Source organism: Erythrobacter aureus, from assembly GCF_003355455.1.
In the GTDB taxonomy this organism is placed as follows: domain Bacteria; phylum Pseudomonadota; class Alphaproteobacteria; order Sphingomonadales; family Sphingomonadaceae; genus Qipengyuania; species Qipengyuania aurea.
Genome location: NZ_CP031357.1, coordinates 2068325 through 2086964 on the forward strand (window position 1 = coordinate 2068325; position 18640 = coordinate 2086964).

Consider the following 18640-nt stretch of genomic DNA (forward strand, 5'->3'; position numbering starts at 1 on the left):
CGCGGTTGGACAACGGTCTGAAAGGTGTCGGCCAGGCGCGCGAGGCCTTGGCGCAAGGCAGGTCCGCGCTTATCTGGCGCGAGGTCGTCTCGGACACGGAGACGCCCGTAGGCGCCGCCCTCAAGCTGTTCGAAGAAGGCCGGGGCGACTTTCTGCTCGAATCGGTCGAGGGGGGAGAGATTCGCGGGCGCTACAGCCTTATCGGCCTCGATCCCGATTTGGTCTTCCGCGCGACGGGCGACGATGCGGAAATCAACGGCGATTGGCAGCACCGGCGGGACGCTTTCAAACCATGCGAGAGCGGCACCCTCGCGAGTCTGCGCACTCTGGTTGAAACCTGCCGATGCGATGTGCCCGGCGAACTGCCCCCTGCCCTGGCCTGCCTGGTCGGTCATTTCGGCTACGAAACTATCGGGCTGGTAGAGAAGTTGCCTCGTCCGGCAGAAAGCGAACTGGCGCTGCCGGATATGCTTTTCGTCCGGCCGACCGTTTTGCTGGTTTTCGACCGCCTCAGCGATGCGCTGTTCTGCATCGCGCCGGTGTGGCGCGAAGGCTCGATCGAAAAGGCAGCGGAGCGGATCGACGAAGTTCTGCGAAAGCTGGCTCGCCCGGCCGTGGTGGAACGCGGCACCGTGCAACACCATCCGGAACCCGAGCTCATCTCGACCGTGCCGGCGGACGAATACGAGTCCATGGTGTTGCGGGCCAAGGCCTATATCGAGGCCGGGGACATATTCCAGGTCGTGCTGTCCCAGCGCTTCACGTCGCCCTTCGCGCTACCGCCCATGGCCCTTTACCGGGCGCTGCGCCGGGTCAACCCGTCGCCCTTCCTGTATTTCCTCGATATGCCCGGCTTCGCGATCGTCGGTTCGAGCCCGGAAATCCTCGTCCGCGTCCGCGAGGGCGAGGTCACGATCCGTCCGATTGCCGGTACGCGGCCGCGCGGTGCGACGCAGACCGAAGATCGGCTCGCCGAACAATCCCTGCTGTCCGACCCGAAAGAGCGGGCGGAGCACTTGATGCTGCTCGATCTGGGCCGCAACGATGTCGGTCGTGTGGCCGAGTCGGGCAGCGTGACCGTCACCGAGAGTTTCACTGTCGAGCGGTACAGCCACGTCATGCATATCGTCAGCAATGTCACCGGGAGGCTCGATCCCTCGAAGGATGCGATCGACGCGTTGTTCGCCGGTTTTCCCGCCGGTACCGTCAGCGGTGCGCCCAAGGTACGCGCGTGCGAGATCATCGCCGAACTCGAGCCCGCGACGCGCGGCCCCTATGCCGGCGGGGTTGGATATTTCGCTCCCGATGGATCGGTCGATAGTTGCATCGTCCTGCGCACGGCTGTCGTGAAGGACGGGACGATGCACGTTCAGGCCGGTGCGGGGATAGTCGCCGACAGCGATCCAGCCTATGAACAGAGTGAATGCGAAGCGAAAGCGGGTGCCCTGCTCGCTGCGGCCAAAGAAGCCGTTCGTCTCGCGAGAGAACCCGGGTTCGGCCAATGAGATATCCCATCGCTGCCCTGGCCCTGCTGGTGCTAACGGCCTGCGAGGCTCAGCCGGAAGGCGAACCGGTCGCTCGCGCGCGCATCGACGGGCAGGAGCCTGCCGCCGCCGCTCCCACTCCAGAGCCAAGCGCCACGGCCACGCTTGCCAGCCAGGTCGAGAGCGCCTGCCGCTCGATCATTTTCGAGGACACACCGCTAACCCATTGTCTTGCAGTGCCTTCCCGGCATCGGATCGCGATGGACCTCGGACCAAGGGGCGAAGCACCCTATCGCAGCCTGACCGATTTCGCTCGCGCGCAGGATCCCGACACTATCGCTTTCGCAATGAATGCGGGGATGTATGACGATGAGGGCGAGCCAATCGGCTACTTCGTCGAGGATTCCGAGCGCCTGCAGGCGCTCAACACCGCCGATGGCGAGGGCAATTTCCACATGAAGCCCAATGGCGTGTTCTACGGCAGCGATGGCAAGTGGGTGGTTCGCAGCACCGACAGCTTTCTCGCGAATGTTACCGAACGCCCGGAATTCGGCACGCAATCTGGTCCGATGCTGGTGGTGGATGGCAAAATCCATCCCACAATAACGCATGACGGGCCTTCGCGCCTGATCCGCAACGCAGTCGGCGTCGACGACAATGGCCGCGCGCATTTCGTGATATCGAATGCTCCGATCTCTTTCGGCAAGCTCGCCCGGTTCTACAAGGACGAGCTGGACGTAAAGAATGCGCTGTTTCTCGACGGCAATGTGTCGCTGCTCTGGAACCCGGCTACCGACAGGCTCGACACAGGCGCCCCCATCGGCCCGATTGCCGTCATCAAGAAAAAGGCTTCCGAATGACCGAACCCCGCCGCACGCTCTATCCCGCGATCGAACCGTTCGAGTCCGGCATGCTCGATGTCGGCGAAGGTCACTCGCTCTATTGGGAACGGGTCGGCACCAAGGGCGCGAAGCCTGCGGTATTCCTCCACGGAGGTCCAGGTGGCGGCATGGCGCCCGATCATCGCAGACAGTGGGATCCGGATCTCTACGATGTGCTGCTGTTCGACCAGCGCGGCTGCGGAAAATCGCTGCCTTTCGCCGAAATCGAGAACAACGACACCTGGCGGATCGTCGACGATATCGAGCGACTTCGCGAGATGTGTGGCCACAGCAAATGGCAGGTCTTTGGTGGCAGTTGGGGATCGACACTGGCGCTTGCCTACGCCCAGAAATATCCGAACCGGGTGAGCGAACTGGTTCTACGAGGCGTTTTTCTCGCGCGGGAGCGGGAAAAGACCTGGCTCTACGGCTACGGGGCGAGCGAGATCATGGCCGAACAGTGGGACCAGTTCATCGGCCTCGTTCCCGAGCAGGAGCGCGGCGACCTGGTGCGCGCCTATTACAACCGCCTGACGAGCGAGGACGAAGCGACGCGGCTTGCCGCGGCGCACGAATGGTCGCTGTGGGAGGGCCATGTCGCCACGCTGTTACCGAACGAATCCCTGCTGGAAAGCTTCGGCGATCCAGCCAAGGCGGTTCCATTCGCGCGCATCTGCGCGAAGTTCTTTCTCGAGGGCTTCTTTCTCGAAGAAAACGAATTGCTCGACAATGTCGATCGGCTCACCGGCATTCCCGGTATCATCGTGCAGGGCCGCCATGACATCTGCACCCCGCCAAGCGCGGCCTGGGCGCTGAAGAAAGCCTGGCCCGAGGCGGAGCTTTGGATGGTCGACGATGCCGGACATAGTGCGAGCGAACCCGGTATCGTCGACGGCCTGGTCCGGGCCACCGACCGGCTGGCCGGGAAGCGGGCGTGACATCACGCTGACGTTTCGCGTCTCGCAGCTTTCCTTGCTTGAAAGCCTGGCGCCAGAGCTTCATTGACGGCATGCATGACCGACAGCCGCTCCATTCTCGTAATCGACAATTACGATAGCTTCACCTTCAACCTCGTCCATTACCTCACGGAAATGGGCGCGGATGTCGAGGTGGTGCGCAATGACGCCATTTCGGCGCGCGAGGCACTGGCGGCAGACCATGCGGGTTATCTGATCTCGCCCGGACCCTGCACACCGAACGAAGCGGGGGTCAGCCTCGACCTCGTGACGGCCTGTGCCGATGCGGGCAAACCTCTGCTCGGCGTGTGCCTTGGTCATCAGGCAATCGGCCAGCATTTCGGCGGGCGCGTGGTGCGCGGTGGGCTGATGCATGGAAAGACATCGCCGGTGACGCATGATGCCAGCGGAGTCTTTGTCGGCCTACCCTCGCCCTTCACCGCGACGCGCTATCACTCGCTCGTGGTCGAGGACATTCCCGACTGCCTGGAGATCAACGCCACCAGCGAAACACCGGGTCTCGACGGCAGCAGCGTGATGGGCTTCCGCCATTGCGAACTGCCGATTCACGGCGTTCAGTTCCACCCCGAAAGCATTGTCACCGAACACGGCCACGCACTGCTTGCCAACTTCCTCGAAATCTGCGGTATCGCCGCCAAGGCCCCGGCATGAAACGACTTCCCGATGCAAAGCAGCACCTTGGCGAGAAGGAGGCGGAAGAGGTCTTCGGCTGGATTCTCGATGGCGAGACGTCCGACGAGGACGTCGCCCGTTTTCTCGTGGACATGTCGGCGCGCAGTGAAACGTCCGAGGAAATCGCTGGGGCTGCCCGTGCGCTCCGGACCCGGCTGATTCCGGTCGAAGCTCCCGAAGGGACCGTCGATTGCTGCGGTACCGGGGGCGATGGGCATCACACGCTCAACGTCTCGACAGCGGTGAGCCTGGTCGTCGCGGCATGCGGTGTCCCGGTGGCAAAGCACGGCAATCGCGCGGCGAGCAGCAAATCGGGCGCGGCGGATACACTCGAAGTGCTTGGCCTCGACATGGAAGCTGCGGGGAAAAGCGCCGAGAAGACCTTGGCGGAACTCGGAATTTGTTTCCTCTTCGCCAAAAACCACCACCCTGCGATGGGGCGCATTCAACCCATTCGCCAGAAGCTCGGTGTGCGGACCATTTTCAATTTGATGGGTCCCTTGTCGAACCCCGCCGGGGTACGGCGGCAACTGATCGGCATCGCCCGCCCCGCCTATGTCCCTATCTATGCCGCCGCCAAGGCCAAGCTGGGGACCGAGCGGACCTTCATTGCCTCGGGCGACGAAGGCCTTGACGAACTGAGCCTGGCGGGCGGAAACGAACTGGCCGACGTGACGGGCAACGATTTCGAGATGCGCCGCGTCGTCGCCGTGCAGGCCAACCTGCCCCATTCACCCGTCGAAGCGATCCGCGGGGGCGAACCGGAGCATAACGCACGGGCGTTGGAGGCTCTTCTGTCGGGGACCCCCGGCCCCTATCGCGACGCCGTGTTGTTCAATGCCGCCGCGACGCTCATCGTCGCCGGGCGCACCGACGACTGGACCGAGGGCGCGGAAATCGCCGCCGAAGCGCTGGATTCGCGCAAGGCCAAGACGCTGCTCGAAAAATGGATCGCGATGGCCATCTGACATGAACAAGCTCGAAGAGATTTGCGCAACCAAGCGCGAGGAAGTCGCCGCGCGCAAGCGAGCCCGTTCGCGCGCCGATCTCGACGCGGCGGCGCTTGAACAATCGGCACCCCGTGGCTTCCGCTCGGCGCTGGCACGCGCGCAGCAGAGCGGTTTCGGCCTGATTGCCGAAATCAAGAAAGCATCACCCTCCAAAGGCCTAATCCGAAAGGATTTTCGGCCCGCCGAGCATGCGCGCGCCTATGCTGCGGGCGGAGCTGCCTGCCTGTCGGTGCTGACCGACGCCCCCTACTTTCAGGGTCACGAGGATTACCTCGTCGAAGCGCGCACAGCCTGCCCCCTTCCGGTCCTGCGCAAGGACTTCTTGGTCGATACGTGGCAAGTCGCCGAAGCACGCGCGATCGGTGCCGATGCGATTTTGATTATCGTCGCTGCGCTCGACGATAGTGCCATGCATGAAATCGAAGCAGCGGCATTCGATTACGGAATGGATGTGTTGGTCGAAGTCCACGATAGCGTCGAAATGGACCGCGCCGCCCGGCTGAAATCGCGCTTGATCGGTGTGAACAACCGCGACCTCAAGACCTTCGATACCGATCTTGCGACAACCGAAACGCTCGCCGCCCACGCCCCGGACGGCGCCCTGTTGGTCGGCGAGAGCGGGATCTCGATCCATTCCGATTGCGCCCGCCTCGCTCGTTCTGGCGTGCGCAGCTTCCTTGTCGGAGAAAGCCTGATGCGGCAGCCCGATGTCGAAGCGGCAACCCGCACCCTGCTTGGCGGCTGAAAGAGCGGGAGAGGAGCAAAGCGGGAACACCTGTTCCAGCGCAACTTGCTCCAAACCGGGGCTATTGCTTGACTTGTGGAAAGGGGTTGCTTACTTGTTCCGCATTCGTTCACGCGTTTGTGAACAGGCGACACGGGAGTTCGCACCATGCTGACCGCCAAGCAGCACGAATTGATCCGCTTCATCCAGCAAAAGCTGGAGGACACTGGTATTTCCCCCAGCTTCGAGGAAATGAAAGAGGCATTGGACCTCAAGAGCAAGTCGGGCGTCCACCGGCTTATCTCCGCGCTGGAAGAACGCGGTTTCATTCGTCGGCTGCCCAATCGGGCGCGGGCGCTCGAGGTTGTCAAACTGCCGGAAGACGCGGTTATGGGTTCTCCCAAGCCTGCTCCCGCGAACGATGCGGTCTCCACGGCGCTGACCGCGAAGGCGGGCGCTCCCGAGCCGGCCAACGATATTATCGACGTTCCGCTGCACGGCCGCATCGCCGCCGGCGCTCCGATCGAAGCGATCGAAGGCCAGTCGAGCATGCCGGTGCCTGCCGCGCTGCTCGGCCCTGGCGAACATTATGCGCTGGAAGTCTCGGGCGATTCGATGGTCGAGGCCGGTATTTTCGACGGCGATTTCGCGCTGATCAAACGCACCGACAATGCGCGTGACGGAGAGATCGTAGTCGCGCTGGTCGATAATGAGGAGGCCACGCTCAAATATCTGCGCCGCGATGCAGGTCGTGTCCGGCTCGATCCGGCCAATAGCGCTTATGAGGCGCAGATGTACGAACCACATCGGGTCCAGGTACAGGGTAAGCTGGCGGGGCTCTTGCGGCGCTACCACTGATGAACGCATTGGCGACTAGCGGACGGAAGCCCGCCACCAGCCATGTTCACCCTGGTCCTGCGCGACCGTCGCGACCTCCCGGGAAGAAAGATAAATCGCCGTCCCTCCTTCCCTCTGGAGGAAGAGGCGGTCTATCTTCAGCCATCGTGGGCGGCAGCTCCGTGGCAAATAGCGTTCGGCGATAACGATATCCGCTCTCTGGCAAGCCGCGGCCAGTGCGCGCTCCGCGACGAGGTCCCGGTTGCGCGCGACGAGGATCGTCCAGTTGCGAGGTTCTTGCTTAGGGGGCCCTCGCTTTACGGTCAGCGTGCAGAATTCCGCACTGCATCGGGCGTGAGGCCACTGGACCAGCGGTATCGGCTCCAGGTCACTTCCGGAAAGCTCAAGCAGATTCTGTCGTGCGTAGTTCGTCTTGCCATCGCGCAGGACCAGCACGTGTTCGGCCTCGTTCGCCACGCCGATATCCCGCCCATCGCGCGTGACGAGAATATCGGGCGCGGGTGCCGAAATCATAAGGAAGGCGGCCACCGCAACCGGCGCCAGTCCCCACAGGCGAACCCTGCCCTGCCATAGTGCCAACCACAACGCGCCGGCGAGATATAGGGTCAAAGTGCTCAACCCGATACGCGGAGCCAGTTTCACCGCGCCGGGCTGCTCCGAGAAGAAATGGGCAATGGCGAGCAGGAGATCGAGCGAATGTCCGACCAGCCACCATGCGGGGGCGCCCGCCCCGACAATATCCAGCAAGAGAGCCAATGCCACGAGGGGCATGGAAACGAATGTCACCAGAGGGATCGCGATCAGGTTTGCTGCCGCGCCATAGACCCCCGCCCGGTGGAAGTGGAACAGGACTATCGGCATGAGCGCAAGCTCGATCACGAGGCCGGTCAGGAATAGCGCCGATGCGCGCCGAGCGAGGCGGCGCAACCAGCTTTCTTCACGCGGTGCAAGGAAGTGGCGGATTGCCGGAACGTTGTGGAGGGAAACGATGGCGATAACCGCGGCGAAGCTCATCTGAAAGCTCGGTCCCACCAGCGATTCGGGCCATAGTGCGAGAACGGCGCCTGCCGCCACCGCCACCATCCGCATCGAAAGCGGTTCTCGCCCGAGCGCCAGCGCAACCAGGACGAGCAATGCCCCAATACAGCTCCGAACCGTCGGAACTTCGGCACCGGTCAGCAGCGTGTAACCAATGCCGGCAAGGGCAGCCGTACCGGCTGCCAGCAGCGGCAGCCGCACGCGCAAGGTCAGCCAGGGCCAAAGGGCGAGCAGTTTGAGAGCCAGCAGATAGGTTGCCGCAATGATCGCGCTGACATGCAACCCGCTGATCGAAAGCAGATGCGTCAGCCCGGCATCGCGCATGGCCTCTTCGTCCGCCTGGGGAATGGCGCCCCGATCTCCGCTGGCCAGCGTCGCTGCAATCGCGCCGGCCGTGGTGTCCTCGAGCCTATCGCGGACATGCCCCGAAAGGCCTCTCTGGATCGATGCGAGGGATGCCGCCGAATCCCGAGATGGCTCGATCAGCTCGATTTCGCCGACTGCCGATCCGGTCGCCGAAAGTCCCTCGAACCAGGCTCGTCTCGCGAAGTTGTAAGCACCCGGGACGATCGGCGGAGACGGGGGCATTAAACGGGCCGACAGGCGCACCCTCGCCCCCTCGCGCAGCGCCGCCCGGTCCTGCGTCCACGGTATGTTGATCCGGTATGCCACCGCCCGGCCGGTCTGGGAATCGCGAGCGGCAAGGATGAGCCTCACGCGATCTTCCGCAGGCTGTTCCTCGCGCTCGAGAATCCGCCCGTCGATCCGTTCGAAGCGCGGGTGCGGGATGGGTTCCGCTCCCACCATCGCCGAGCGCGCCCAGACCAGTGCGATCCCGGCGGCCAAGGCAATGCAGATCGAGACGATTGCGACCAAAGTGAAGCTGCGCTTCTCCTCGCCCCGCCATAGAGCGATCGCGCCGAGAGCGGTTCCCAGCGCCAGTCCGATCGCTGCCAGCCACTGCCACCGTGTTCCCAACTGGAACCACATACCTATTCCACCGGCAAAAGCCACGACGAGCCACGGCCCGCGATCGAAGCGAGCAGTTTCGAGAAAGGTCTCGATGCGCTGTGCGAAACTGGACAAGAGACCGCGCATGCGCCAATGGCGCGGCACTATCTGGCGGGCTTCTTCGCCCGCTTCCCCCATCGGTATCGAAGGCGTCCCCTGCGTCGCCATGCAAGTGTTTGAAAGGAAGCGTGAGACAATGGCAAGCGATAGTGACAGCAAGACCCGGCAGGTCGTCACCCGCTTTGCTCCCTCGCCTACCGGCTATCTCCATATCGGCGGCGCGCGAACGGCACTGTTCAACTGGCTTTACGCGCGGCATCACGGTGGCCGCGCGCTGTTGAGGATCGAGGATACCGATCGCAAGCGCAGCACCCCCGATGCGATCGAGAAAATCATCGACGGCCTCGACTGGCTGGGCCTCGATTTCGACGAGGCACCGGTGTTTCAGTCCGACCGCGCCGAACGCCATGCAGAAGTCGCACACAAGCTGCTCGAAGCGGGGCATGCCTATAAGTGCTTCGCGACCCCCGAGGAACTCGAGGACATGCGTGCAGAGCAGCGCGCGAACAAGCAGCCGATGCGTTACGACCGACGCTGGCGCGACCGCGACGAGAGCGAAGCGCCCGACGGCGCGCCCTTTGTGATCCGCCTGAAGGTGCCGACCGAAGGGGCGGCGACGATTCAAGACGCAGTTCAGGGCGAAGTCACGGTAAACAACGCCGAGATCGACGATTACGTCCTGCTCCGCGCCGACGGCACGCCGACCTACATGCTCGCCGTTGTTGTCGACGATCACGACATGGGCGTAACGCATATCATCCGCGGTGATGACCACCTCAACAACGCCTTTCGGCAATTGCCGATCATCCGTGCGATGGACACGATCGAGGGCGGTTGGCCCGACCCGGTCTATGCACACGTCCCGCTGATCCACGGTTCGGACGGGGCTAAGATGTCCAAGCGCCACGGCGCGGTGGGCGTAGAGGCCTATCGCGACGAAGAAGGCGTTCTGCCCGAAGCCCTTTTCAATTACCTGCTGCGTCTTGGCTGGGGTCATGGCGACCGCGAGGAGATCACCAAGGCGGAAGCCATCGAGTTGTTCGACCTTGATGGCGTCGGTAAAGGGCCGGCGCGCTTCGACATCAAGAAGCTGCAGCACCTCAATGGCCACTATATACGCGAGGCCGACGATGCGCGCTTGGCGGAAATCGTTGCCGCCAGAATCGGGCCGAAAGCGGATGTCGCGCTGCTGACAGAAGCGATGCCGGTTCTCAAAACCCGCGCGAAGTCCATCGTTGAACTTGCTGATGGCGCAGCATTTCTTTTTGCGAGCCGCCCGCTCGAAATGACCGAAAAGGCAGCCAAGCTTCTCGACGACGACGCTCGTCATCGCCTCGCCGGATTGTCAAAAATGCTGCATGTGCAAAATGACTGGACAATCGAGGCGCTGGAAGCCACTACGAAATCCTATGCCGAGCAGCTCGAACTGGGTCTCGGCAAGCTCGCGCAGCCCATGCGCGCAGCGTTGACGGGCACAACCACGTCGCCCGGCATTTTCGATGTGCTGGTCCTGTTGGGCAAGGAAGAGTCGCTCCTGCGTATCGATGCGCAGGTCTCGCCGACAGGCACCGAGAAAAACGAGTAGGAGAAACGCGTGGCCGACAAGCAGGCAACTCTCGATCTGGGCGACAGGACCCAGGAATTTCCCGTGCTGGAGGGCAGCGTCGGGCCGGATGTCGTCGACATTCGCAAGCTTTATGGCACGACCGGCAAATTCACCTACGATCCAGGGTACAAGTCGACCGCGAGCTGCGAGAGTGCGCTGACCTACATCGACGGCGAAGAAGGTGTCCTGCTCCATCGCGGTTACCCGATCGGCCAGCTCGCCGAAAACTCCAGCTTTATGGAAGTCGCCTATCTGCTGCTGAACGGTGAATTGCCGAAGCAGCAGGAACTCGACGATTTCGATTACACCATCACGCGCCATACCATGGTGCACGACCAGCTCCGCCAGTTCTATCAGGGTTTCCGCCGCGATGCGCACCCGATGGCGATCATGTGCGGCGTGGTCGGCGCGCTGTCGGCCTTCTACCACGACAGCACCGACATTTCCGACCCCGAACAGCGCAAGATCGCCAGCCACCGCCTGATCGCCAAGATGCCGACGATTGCGGCGATGGCGTATAAATATGCGGTCGGTCAGCCGTTCCTGCAGCCGAAGAACGACCTCAGCTATACCGGCAATTTCCTGCGCATGACCTTCGGCGTTCCGGCGGAAGAATATGAAATCCACCCCGCGATCGAACGCGCGATGGACCGGATCTTCATCCTCCACGCCGATCACGAGCAGAACGCCTCCACCTCGACCGTGCGCCTGGCCGGTTCGTCGGGCGCGAATCCCTTCGCCTGCATAGCGGCCGGCATTGCCTGCCTGTGGGGGCCGGCGCATGGCGGTGCCAACGAAGCCGCGCTCAACATGCTGCAGGAGATCGGTTCGCCCGATCGCATTCCGCACTATATCGAGCGCGCCAAGGACAAGAACGATCCATTCCGCCTGATGGGCTTCGGCCACCGGGTCTACAAGAACTACGATCCGCGCGCGACGGTGATGCAGCAGACGCTGCGCGAAGTGTTCGAAGCGCTCAACGTGAACGATCCGGTCTTCGAAACCGCGCTTCAGCTCGAGGAGCTTGCGCTCAACGACGATTACTTCAGGGAAAAGAAGCTCTTCCCCAATGTGGACTTCTATTCCGGGATCATCCTCAACTCGATCGGATTCCCGACCACCATGTTCACCGCGCTCTTCGCCCTCGCCCGTACGGTTGGCTGGGTGGCGCAGTGGAACGAAATGATCTCCGATCCCGCTCAGGTGATCGGCCGTCCGCGCCAGCTTTACACCGGTCCGACCGAGCGCGACTACGTGCCCATCGGTCAGCGCTGACAAAGTATTTTGGGGACAGTGAGGGGCGCCATCCGGCGCCCCTTTTTTCATCCGCGATCGAGACCGATCGCTTAGCCATTGTCGCGCGGCTTCGGTATGGTCGGGCCGTCGCGCGGCTCCTTGCGCAAGTCCTCTGCAGCAGGAACGGAAAGCGTAAAGCGCGCGCCTTGTCCCGGTGCACTTTCCACGGTCAGATCGCCATCCATCGCGCGCGCAATTCGCCGGGAGATGTAGAGGCCGAGACCCGATCCTCCGTCCCCGCTGCGCCCGAGGCGTTCGAATTTCTCGAAAACGCGCTCCTGCTGTTCGGGTTCGAGGCCATGTCCTTGATCGGCGACGGTTATCAGCGCGCGATTGCCGATCCGGTCAAGCCGAATCCATACCTGACTCTCGTCGGGAGAATACCGGATCGCATTGCCGACAAGGTTGAGCAGAATCTGCAGCACACGCCGGAATTCGGCGATCGCCAACTGGCTTTCGCCCTCGGGCGGTGCGACCAGCGTGATTCCTTTCTCGCGAGCGCGAACGCCCAATATGCCACAAGCCCGGCGGGCAACGTCGGCCAGTTCGATACGGTCGGGCGCGGTCGTGAAATCCTCCGATTCCACAACCTCCAAATCCGACAGGTCGTCTATCAGGGCAAGCAGGTGCTGCGCTGCGGTCGCGATATCGGCGGCGTAGGAACTGTATTCATCGGCGAGAGGCCCGGCGAGCTTGGTGCGGATCGTTTCGGCATTGGCGATGATACGATTGATCGGCTGCCGCAGAACGGGCGTGAGATCTCTGCCGAAGGATGGCGCGTCTTCCCCGTCTGGTTCTCCATCGCCACTACTCTCCGCAAGCGGGCGCTCTGCGGTCAGATAAAGAACGAAACCGGCGCTGCCCGGTTGCGGCTGACCCAATGGTTCGAGATGGGCCGTCCACTTCCGGTTCGATCCGTCGATCTCGCACGTGGCACCGTCGAGCAGACGCCAGTGGAGCGGCTGCTGGTGCGTATTGCCCGGCAGGCGGACCAGGTCGGTCCACGGTTTTCCTGCCGCGGCCAGCGCATGTTCGGCGAAATCGGCAAGGTCGGGAGCCTGGGTCTCGATAGACAAAAGCCGCTGGTTCGAATCGAGCCGCGCGGTGCAATCCGCGAGATGCCGATTGATCTCCACCCGGCGCCGCGCCGCCTCGATTTCGTTTTCGGGCGGCAATTCCTCGCTATGCCAGCTCACGACATCGATCGTACAGCCTGCCACCTCTCCCGCGTCATCCGCGACAGGGGCGACCTCCACCCAGGCGGTAACCCGGTTTTCGCCGTCGGTGGCGTCGAATTGCCGAGCCAGCTTAAGCCCGAAACGCAAAGCCTTTTCGACCAAGGCGAGCAGTTCGGGGATCGCAATCCGCGAGCCGATTTTCCCGCCGCAAGCCTGGTGAAGCTGGGCGAGAACGTCATCGGCCTGTACCAAATTTCCATCGGCATCGGCCCTGGCATGGGCGACGTATCGGGTTCCTACGCTCGCCATGGTCATGCCGTTCCCGGAAGTGCCGATTCGGCAAGCAGGCGACGTGCCTCCTCGGCGGCGATACCGGCGATTTCCCGCGGGGGGAACGCTTTGGGCACAAGGCGCAACACCTGGCGTTCAACGTCGGCGCTATCGAGGCCTGCTGCCCGCAATCCCAGTGCCAGGCGGGCTGTCTGCTGGTGATTGGTGGCCAGGACGGCTGCGGTCCGCGACTGCCCCGATCGCACGGCGAGCGCAGTCAGATACAATGCGGTGCCCGCCTGATCGATATCCAGCGCCCTCAACGCGGTATTGCCCATACCCGCCACGACCCGCGCCAGCAGCGCCAACCGGCCCGCCCCCTCGTCGAAGGCATTGCGCAGCTTCGCCTCCGCTCGGATCATGGCGTCGGAGCGTAACTGTCCACCATAGGCGCGCCACCCCATCAGCAGATCATGGAACAGGTCGCCGGGCAATTCCGCCAGAGGCAGCTCCATCCGGCGCTGCGCCTGGGCGAAGCGCGCCTGCGCGGTCAGCAAGGCCATGGCAGCGCTGGCGAGCCCGGTATCGGGCGCGGCGATCAGTTCCTGAATCAGTGGCGAAAGAACCGGATCGATTCCGTATTGCACCTCCAGTTTTTCCGTGAGTTGCCATTCGAGCGCAAGCGCATGGCAATGCGCGAGCAAGGACGGACTACTGAAAAAATGCTCGGCGAGGTCTTCGCCATGACGTTCGGCGAAGGTCTCGCTACCCACTTGCCCGGCCGCCTCGGCCTGGGCACGCAGAGCCTGCCAGGCAAGGCTATGACACATGCCGCGGACTCGAGCGATGATCTCGTCGCTGAACAGCGAGTGATCCGGATTGGCGAGCAGGTGGGTGAGTATCGGTCCGATCCGCGCAAGCGCGGCGTTGCCCCGCGCGAGCGCATCGCGCAGGGGCTCCTGGTCGTCGGCGACCCCGGGGGATGCTGCATCAGGCATCGGCATAGTGTGAAACTAGCAGCGGCATGGTTAAGCGAGCGTTAGTTCCTGGGGTCAGAAGTAACGAAAATCGATATCAAAATCGCGAGCGCCAAAGCCCCGACGACGGGCTGAACGATGCCGAGCAGGACTGCGGGAAGCAATATCGAAACCAGCAGTACCCGATCGGCGTAGCTCCGTCGCCAGCGCAGTGCACTCACCCGTTCCCCGAGATGCAACAGACCGGCCAGAATCGCGGGCACGAAGAGACGCAGCCATTGGGTGTCTTCGGGGGAAGCGAGAGCGATGAGCAGGACGAGCAGGGGATCGATCAAGACAGTCAGAATTTGCACGATCATCGGAACGCGCGGACGGACCTGTCCGGCAGTGGTGACCCGCCGAACGACTCCCTCCATCGCGAACAGCGTTACCGCCAATGCGGCCAGAGCGAAGGCCGAAGCCACCCACCCTGCCAGGCCTAGAGACAAAGCGAGCAGGCTTGCAGCGACGGTGCCCAGCGCCAGAAAGCGCGGCAGGCGCTCTCCCGGCGTATCGCGCGCAAGGCGGGCGCCCATACGCTCCGCGATGGCAAGGCCGGGTGCCGTGAATGGCGCGACATCGGCATGACCGGCCACCCAGCTCCGCTCTCGTTCCGCCAGCTCTTCAGGAGAGGGATCGCGCAGCCAGACATTCTCGTCGAGCAGGCGCATTTCAAGTGGATGCGTGCGCACACCCGATTGCAAGGCGATCCGCAGAAGCGCGGAAGGAGTGTCCACATCGTCGGGTAGCTGCGCCAGATGCTCGACGGCATTGCCTCGAACCAGCAGCGCTCCCGCCCACGCGAAATGCGCATCGATCCTCTCATACCCTCGATCGACTGCGGGATCCGCGGGGAAAACGAGCACGCCCGGCTTGGCCAGATGCCGCAGGACCGCATCCTCATGGGGTAATACGCCTGGCGCCAGGACCAGCAATTCGTCGCTTGCCGCGACCATTCCGGACAGCTTACGCGGTTCGCGCAGTGCGATGAAGCGCGCGCCGCCCGCTTCGGCCCGGTGTTGCAGCTCGATCACTTCGCGCCCCACCGTGTCGGCCAGACAGGCTATGACCTCGCATCCCGCAGCCAGCGCGATATCGAGCTGCCGCTCCACGAGGCGCGCACCGGCGAGCATACGGAAGGGCGCTCGTGTGTTGCGCGGTTCTGATTGGCCATCGAGCACGGACAGCAGGGCGACGCGCACGCTTCACTCCGGTTGCGACGTTTCGGACGAACCCGTCTTCTAGGGCGGTCTTCCACCACAAGCCAAGTCGCGCGGCCAATTTACCCTCAGGCGAGAGCCTCGGCAAAAGCATCGATGCGGCGCAGAACAGTAGGCTCCCCGGGAGCCGCCAAACGCGCCTCGTCGGCCAAACTCATCAGCTCCACGGCATGAAAGCTTGCGGCGATAGCGTGCAGCTTGTCCGCAGCGACTTCCCAATTGGCATCGCAGCGGGCACGGTGCAGCAAATCCAACTGCCGAACCACGCTGCCTGCGAAAGCCGCGCGCAGCTCGCCCTGGAGCGAAGGATCGTCGCCCGCCGCCGTTGCCAGAGCGGCGTCGAATTCGGCAGAATGGTAGGCCATCGATACCCCATGCCCTCGACGCGGTTAATTGTGGTTTAAGCCCGGTCGCTTTGGTGATAGATTTCGTAATCATGACAAAGCGTCCGCTAATCCAGGCCGTCGACGAGACGACCGAAGAAAGTTCCCCGGAAGCCGTTAGGTCCGAGGGCGTTACCGAGGAAACCTCGCTCGAGAATGACGAGGTTGGCGACGAGGATTGGTGGGCGGACGAGGACCCGGGCAGAGAGCGCGCGTGGGTTGTCCCCACTCTCGCCATAGCGGCGACGCTCGGTTGGACGGCATTTTACGGCTGGGCTCACCAGTCGGAAATACTGGCCGGCCCCACCCCGTCCCGATGGACGGAAATCGTCACCCAATGGGCTGTACCGGTGCTGCTCATCGTGTCGCTTTGGATTCTGGCCATGCGCAATTCGACGCGCGAAGCGAAACGCTTTTCCGACGTTGCTCAGGACCTGTCGGCCAAATCGGCGGAACTGGAAACCCGGCTCGTCACGGTCAATCGCGAACTCAGCCTGGCGCGCGAATTCCTGGCCACGCAGACGAACGAACTCGATTACCTGGGCCGCATGGCGACAGATCGCCTGTCCGAGCATGCCGATCGCCTGCAATCGCTGATCAGCGACAATGGAGAGCAGGTCGAAGCCATTGCGCGCGTAAGTGTCACCGCCTTGGAGAATATGGATCGGCTGCGTGACAATTTGCCCGTCATCTCGACTTCGGCCAAGGACGTCTCGAACCAGATCGGTGGGGCAGGCCGCGAGGCGCAGCGCCAACTGGACGAGCTGATCGCCGGGTTCGAGCGGCTCAACGAATTCGGGATGGCAAGCGAACGACAGGTGGGATCGTTGCGGAAACGCGTCGACGCCGCCCTTGAAGAATTATCGGACCGCTCCGAACAGCTCGGCACGATCGCAGAACAGCGTTTCGCCGAATTGCGCGCGAACAGCGAAGCATTCCGCGGGGAGCTGGACAGCCGCGAGGTCGAGGCCCTTGCCTCGATCCGTTCGCGGTTCGAGCGGCTCCGCAGCGAGTTGGCCGAAACCGATGCCGACGCCGCCCGCGAACGGGATGCGGCCATGGAAAGCCTGCGCGAGCGCCTCGTCATTCTGAGAGACGAAACCACCCAAACGGCGAGCTCGATCCGCGATGGAGAAGCGCATGCTTTGACAGCTTGGAATGCGCAAGTCGAAGCTATGCAGGAGCGACTGCGCGACGCCATCGCCGAGATTACGCGGATCGACGATTCGGCGATTGCCGCGGCCAATGCCAAGCTGAAGGATCTGTTCGCCGAGGCCGAGACGGTCGACGCGCGCATTGCCGAGCGCAACCGCCTGTTCGCCGAGGAAACTTCCCGGCGTCAGGCCGAGCTATCGCAGGCAGAGGACCAGGCGCGCAGCAACATGAGCCAGCGCCTGGCCGAGCTCGATGAAGTGATCGCCGAACGCCGAGCCGCCCAGGCGGAACAATTGTCGCTGATGGCCGCCGAAGGCGATGAGCTTGCCGACCGCATTGCCGCACTCGGAGAGACGTTCTCCACCGTAAGCGAGCAAGGGCGCGAAGCCCGCGAGGAACTCTCATCCGGGATTGCCACGCTCGACGCCAAGCTGGCGGAAAGCCGGGAAGCGCTTTCGGGAACCGATGAGGCAGTCTCCGCCCTGACCGACGCCAGCGTGCGCCTGCTCGAGCTGATACAGGCGAGCGCCAAGCACAGTCGGGACGAACTTCCCGTGGCAATGGCGGCGAGCGAGGATCGTCTGGCGAATATCGAAGAGCGCGCCGAGGAGGTGAAGAATCTGCTCGACCAGGCGAAAACGGCAGGCGAGGCGCTGACCGCGAGCATGGATACCGCGGAGCTGCGCAGCCGCGAAGCGATGGGCGCGGTCGACGAATTCCAGGCCGGTTTCGGCGAGACTGCCGTGGCTCAGATCGACAGTATCGAACGGTTGCGCTCCGCAGTCGCTGCTTTGGGCGACGAAAGCGCCACGCTATCCGAGCGGGTACACGGCGAATTGCGCGCTGCGATCGCACAGTTGGAAGAAAGCGCCCGCACGGCCCTTTCAGCGATTGAAAGCGAACAGGCGACACGCATTGCCCGCATCGCGGATAAGGTCGGGGAACAGAGCGCGGAAGCAATCGACAGGGCGTTGCGCGAACATACCGAAGAGGCGATTAGCGCCTTGGGCGAGGCTACTGCGCGTTCAGCCGAAGCGGGCCGCGAATCCATGCGCCAGCTCCGCGATCAGCTCGCCAAGGTCAACGAACTGACCGGCAATCTCGAAAGCCGCATCGCGCACGCACGCGAACGCGCGAGCGAGGACGTCGATAACGACTTCTCGCGCCGTGTCGCGTTGATCACGGAAAGCCTGAACTCCAACGCAATCGACATCGCGAAGGTGCTTTCGACCGAAGTTACCGACACCGCCTGGGCCAGCTATTTGCGGGGGGATCGCGGCATATTCACTCGCCGCGCAGTGCGCCTGGTCGACAATACAGAAGCGCGCGAAATCGCGGAACTCTACGATACCGATCAGGATTTTCGCGAGCATGTGAGCCGCTACATCCATGATTTCGAATCCATGCTGCGCACCATGCTGTCGACACGCGATGGCAATGCAGTGAGCGTAACCCTGCTCAGCAGCGATATGGGCAAGCTCTATGTCGTACTGGCGCAGGCGCTCGAACGCCTGCGGCAATAATCACCCCGCATCCGGCCCCCACAGGATCAGATCCTCGACGGTTATCCAGCCATTGATGTAGTTGGCCACATAGACCGCCGTGACGAGAGCGGCGAGCAAGGCCGCGCGCAACAACAGCCGTCCGCCCCGGAATTCCACCGGTGCGCTGTCGGCCTGGCCGGGGATCTTCTCGATACCCGCCTCGTCATGCGTGCGCACGCCGAAAGGAAGCAGCACGAAGGCGCTGAAGACGAAGAACAGGAAATAGATCGCGAGAATGCTGGTCCATTCCATGGGTC

General features: G+C 63.1%; 16 protein-coding genes. 10 read left to right on the forward strand and 6 right to left on the reverse strand.

Features of this window, described 5'->3' with window-relative positions; translation table 11 throughout:
* Positions 1-5: 5 nt before the first annotated feature.
* The 7 genes from trpE to lexA all read left to right on the forward strand — a co-directional run bounded on the left by trpE (position 6) and on the right by lexA (position 6606).
* The gene (gene trpE / locus DVR09_RS10130; protein WP_234041397.1) at positions 6-1505 is read left to right on the forward strand and encodes an anthranilate synthase component I; all 1500 of its coding nucleotides are present in this window, start codon (positions 6-8) and stop codon (positions 1503-1505) included.
* A complete protein-coding gene (locus DVR09_RS10135) occupies positions 1502-2344 on the forward strand; it encodes a phosphodiester glycosidase family protein (protein WP_115416821.1) in 843 nt (280 codons plus the stop codon). The genes trpE and DVR09_RS10135 overlap by 4 nt, the downstream gene beginning before the upstream one ends.
* Positions 2341-3303: a prolyl aminopeptidase gene (pip, locus tag DVR09_RS10140; protein ID WP_115416822.1), complete on the forward strand. Its 963-nt coding sequence runs from the start codon at positions 2341-2343 to the stop codon at positions 3301-3303. Before DVR09_RS10135 ends, pip begins: the two co-directional genes overlap by 4 nt.
* A 75-nt stretch (positions 3304-3378) precedes the next feature.
* The gene (locus tag DVR09_RS10145; protein WP_115416823.1) at positions 3379-3993 is read left to right on the forward strand and encodes an anthranilate synthase component II; all 615 of its coding nucleotides are present in this window, start codon (positions 3379-3381) and stop codon (positions 3991-3993) included.
* Positions 3990-4982 (forward strand): anthranilate phosphoribosyltransferase, encoded by a 993-nt coding sequence (trpD, locus tag DVR09_RS10150; protein ID WP_115416824.1) that lies wholly within the window; start codon positions 3990-3992, stop codon positions 4980-4982. The genes DVR09_RS10145 and trpD overlap by 4 nt, the downstream gene beginning before the upstream one ends.
* A 1-nt stretch (position 4983) precedes the next feature.
* The gene (trpC, locus tag DVR09_RS10155; protein WP_115416825.1) at positions 4984-5769 is read left to right on the forward strand and encodes an indole-3-glycerol phosphate synthase TrpC; all 786 of its coding nucleotides are present in this window, start codon (positions 4984-4986) and stop codon (positions 5767-5769) included.
* A gap of 147 nt (positions 5770-5916) precedes the next feature.
* The gene (gene lexA / locus DVR09_RS10160; RefSeq protein ID WP_115416826.1) at positions 5917-6606 is read left to right on the forward strand and encodes a transcriptional repressor LexA; all 690 of its coding nucleotides are present in this window, start codon (positions 5917-5919) and stop codon (positions 6604-6606) included.
* 15 nt (positions 6607-6621) lie between these two features.
* On the opposite strand, the gene DVR09_RS10165 is transcribed toward lexA, so the two are convergent.
* Positions 6622-8823, reverse strand: coding sequence for a ComEC/Rec2 family competence protein (locus DVR09_RS10165; protein ID WP_115416827.1), 2202 nt, complete (start codon positions 8821-8823; stop codon positions 6622-6624).
* Positions 8824-8851: 28 nt separating this feature from the next.
* Here DVR09_RS10165 and gltX point away from each other — a divergent pair, with 28 nt between their 5' ends.
* Together gltX and DVR09_RS10175 are read left to right on the forward strand one after the other, a co-directional pair.
* On the forward strand, positions 8852-10300 hold the full coding sequence (gene gltX / locus DVR09_RS10170; protein WP_115416828.1) for a glutamate--tRNA ligase: 1449 nt from the start codon (positions 8852-8854) through the stop codon (positions 10298-10300).
* A gap of 9 nt (positions 10301-10309) precedes the next feature.
* Positions 10310-11596 (forward strand): citrate synthase, encoded by a 1287-nt coding sequence (locus DVR09_RS10175; RefSeq protein WP_115416829.1) that lies wholly within the window; start codon positions 10310-10312, stop codon positions 11594-11596.
* Between the two features lie 71 nt (positions 11597-11667).
* Here the strand turns inward: DVR09_RS10175 and DVR09_RS10180 are convergent, their stop codons facing one another.
* From DVR09_RS10180 to DVR09_RS10195, 4 genes are all read right to left on the reverse strand, one after another.
* A complete protein-coding gene (locus DVR09_RS10180; protein ID WP_115416830.1) occupies positions 11668-13104 on the reverse strand; it encodes a sensor histidine kinase in 1437 nt (478 codons plus the stop codon).
* Positions 13105-13106: 2 nt separating this feature from the next.
* On the reverse strand, positions 13107-14063 hold the full coding sequence (locus tag DVR09_RS10185) for a hypothetical protein (protein WP_162814934.1): 957 nt from the start codon (positions 14061-14063) through the stop codon (positions 13107-13109).
* A gap of 41 nt (positions 14064-14104) precedes the next feature.
* Positions 14105-15283 (reverse strand): hypothetical protein, encoded by a 1179-nt coding sequence (locus DVR09_RS10190; RefSeq protein WP_115416832.1) that lies wholly within the window; start codon positions 15281-15283, stop codon positions 14105-14107.
* A gap of 86 nt (positions 15284-15369) precedes the next feature.
* Positions 15370-15666 (reverse strand): Hpt domain-containing protein, encoded by a 297-nt coding sequence (locus DVR09_RS10195; protein ID WP_115416833.1) that lies wholly within the window; start codon positions 15664-15666, stop codon positions 15370-15372.
* A 71-nt stretch (positions 15667-15737) separates the two neighbouring features.
* Between DVR09_RS10195 and DVR09_RS10200 the strand changes: the two genes are divergently transcribed.
* Positions 15738-18362: a coiled-coil domain-containing protein gene (locus DVR09_RS10200; RefSeq protein ID WP_115416834.1), complete on the forward strand. Its 2625-nt coding sequence runs from the start codon at positions 15738-15740 to the stop codon at positions 18360-18362.
* Here DVR09_RS10200 and DVR09_RS10205 read toward each other — a convergent pair whose 3' ends face one another.
* Positions 18363-18635: a DUF1467 family protein gene (locus tag DVR09_RS10205; protein ID WP_115416835.1), complete on the reverse strand. Its 273-nt coding sequence runs from the start codon at positions 18633-18635 to the stop codon at positions 18363-18365. It abuts the gene before it with no gap.
* Positions 18636-18640 lie beyond the last annotated feature (5 nt).

Bases quoted from the DNA above. Each gene is read 5' to 3' on its own strand.
- DVR09_RS10195 (WP_115416833.1), bottom strand. From the start codon at position 15,666: ATGGCCTACCATTCTGCCGAATTCGACGCCGCTCTGGCAACGGCGGCG.
- DVR09_RS10165 (WP_115416827.1), bottom strand. From the start codon at position 8,823: ATGGCGACGCAGGGGACGCCTTCGATACCGATGGGGGAAGCGGGCGAA.
- DVR09_RS10205 (WP_115416835.1), bottom strand. From the start codon at position 18,635: ATGGAATGGACCAGCATTCTCGCGATCTATTTCCTGTTCTTCGTCTTC.
- trpD (WP_115416824.1), top strand. From the start codon at position 3,990: ATGAAACGACTTCCCGATGCAAAGCAGCACCTTGGCGAGAAGGAGGCG.
- DVR09_RS10135 (WP_115416821.1), top strand. From the start codon at position 1,502: ATGAGATATCCCATCGCTGCCCTGGCCCTGCTGGTGCTAACGGCCTGC.
- DVR09_RS10185 (WP_162814934.1), bottom strand. From the start codon at position 14,063: ATGCCTGATGCAGCATCCCCCGGGGTCGCCGACGACCAGGAGCCCCTG.
- pip (WP_115416822.1), top strand. From the start codon at position 2,341: ATGACCGAACCCCGCCGCACGCTCTATCCCGCGATCGAACCGTTCGAG.
- trpC (WP_115416825.1), top strand. From the start codon at position 4,984: ATGAACAAGCTCGAAGAGATTTGCGCAACCAAGCGCGAGGAAGTCGCC.
- gltX (WP_115416828.1), top strand. From the start codon at position 8,852: ATGGCAAGCGATAGTGACAGCAAGACCCGGCAGGTCGTCACCCGCTTT.
- DVR09_RS10145 (WP_115416823.1), top strand. From the start codon at position 3,379: ATGACCGACAGCCGCTCCATTCTCGTAATCGACAATTACGATAGCTTC.
- lexA (WP_115416826.1), top strand. From the start codon at position 5,917: ATGCTGACCGCCAAGCAGCACGAATTGATCCGCTTCATCCAGCAAAAG.
- DVR09_RS10180 (WP_115416830.1), bottom strand. From the start codon at position 13,104: ATGGCGAGCGTAGGAACCCGATACGTCGCCCATGCCAGGGCCGATGCC.
- DVR09_RS10200 (WP_115416834.1), top strand. From the start codon at position 15,738: ATGACAAAGCGTCCGCTAATCCAGGCCGTCGACGAGACGACCGAAGAA.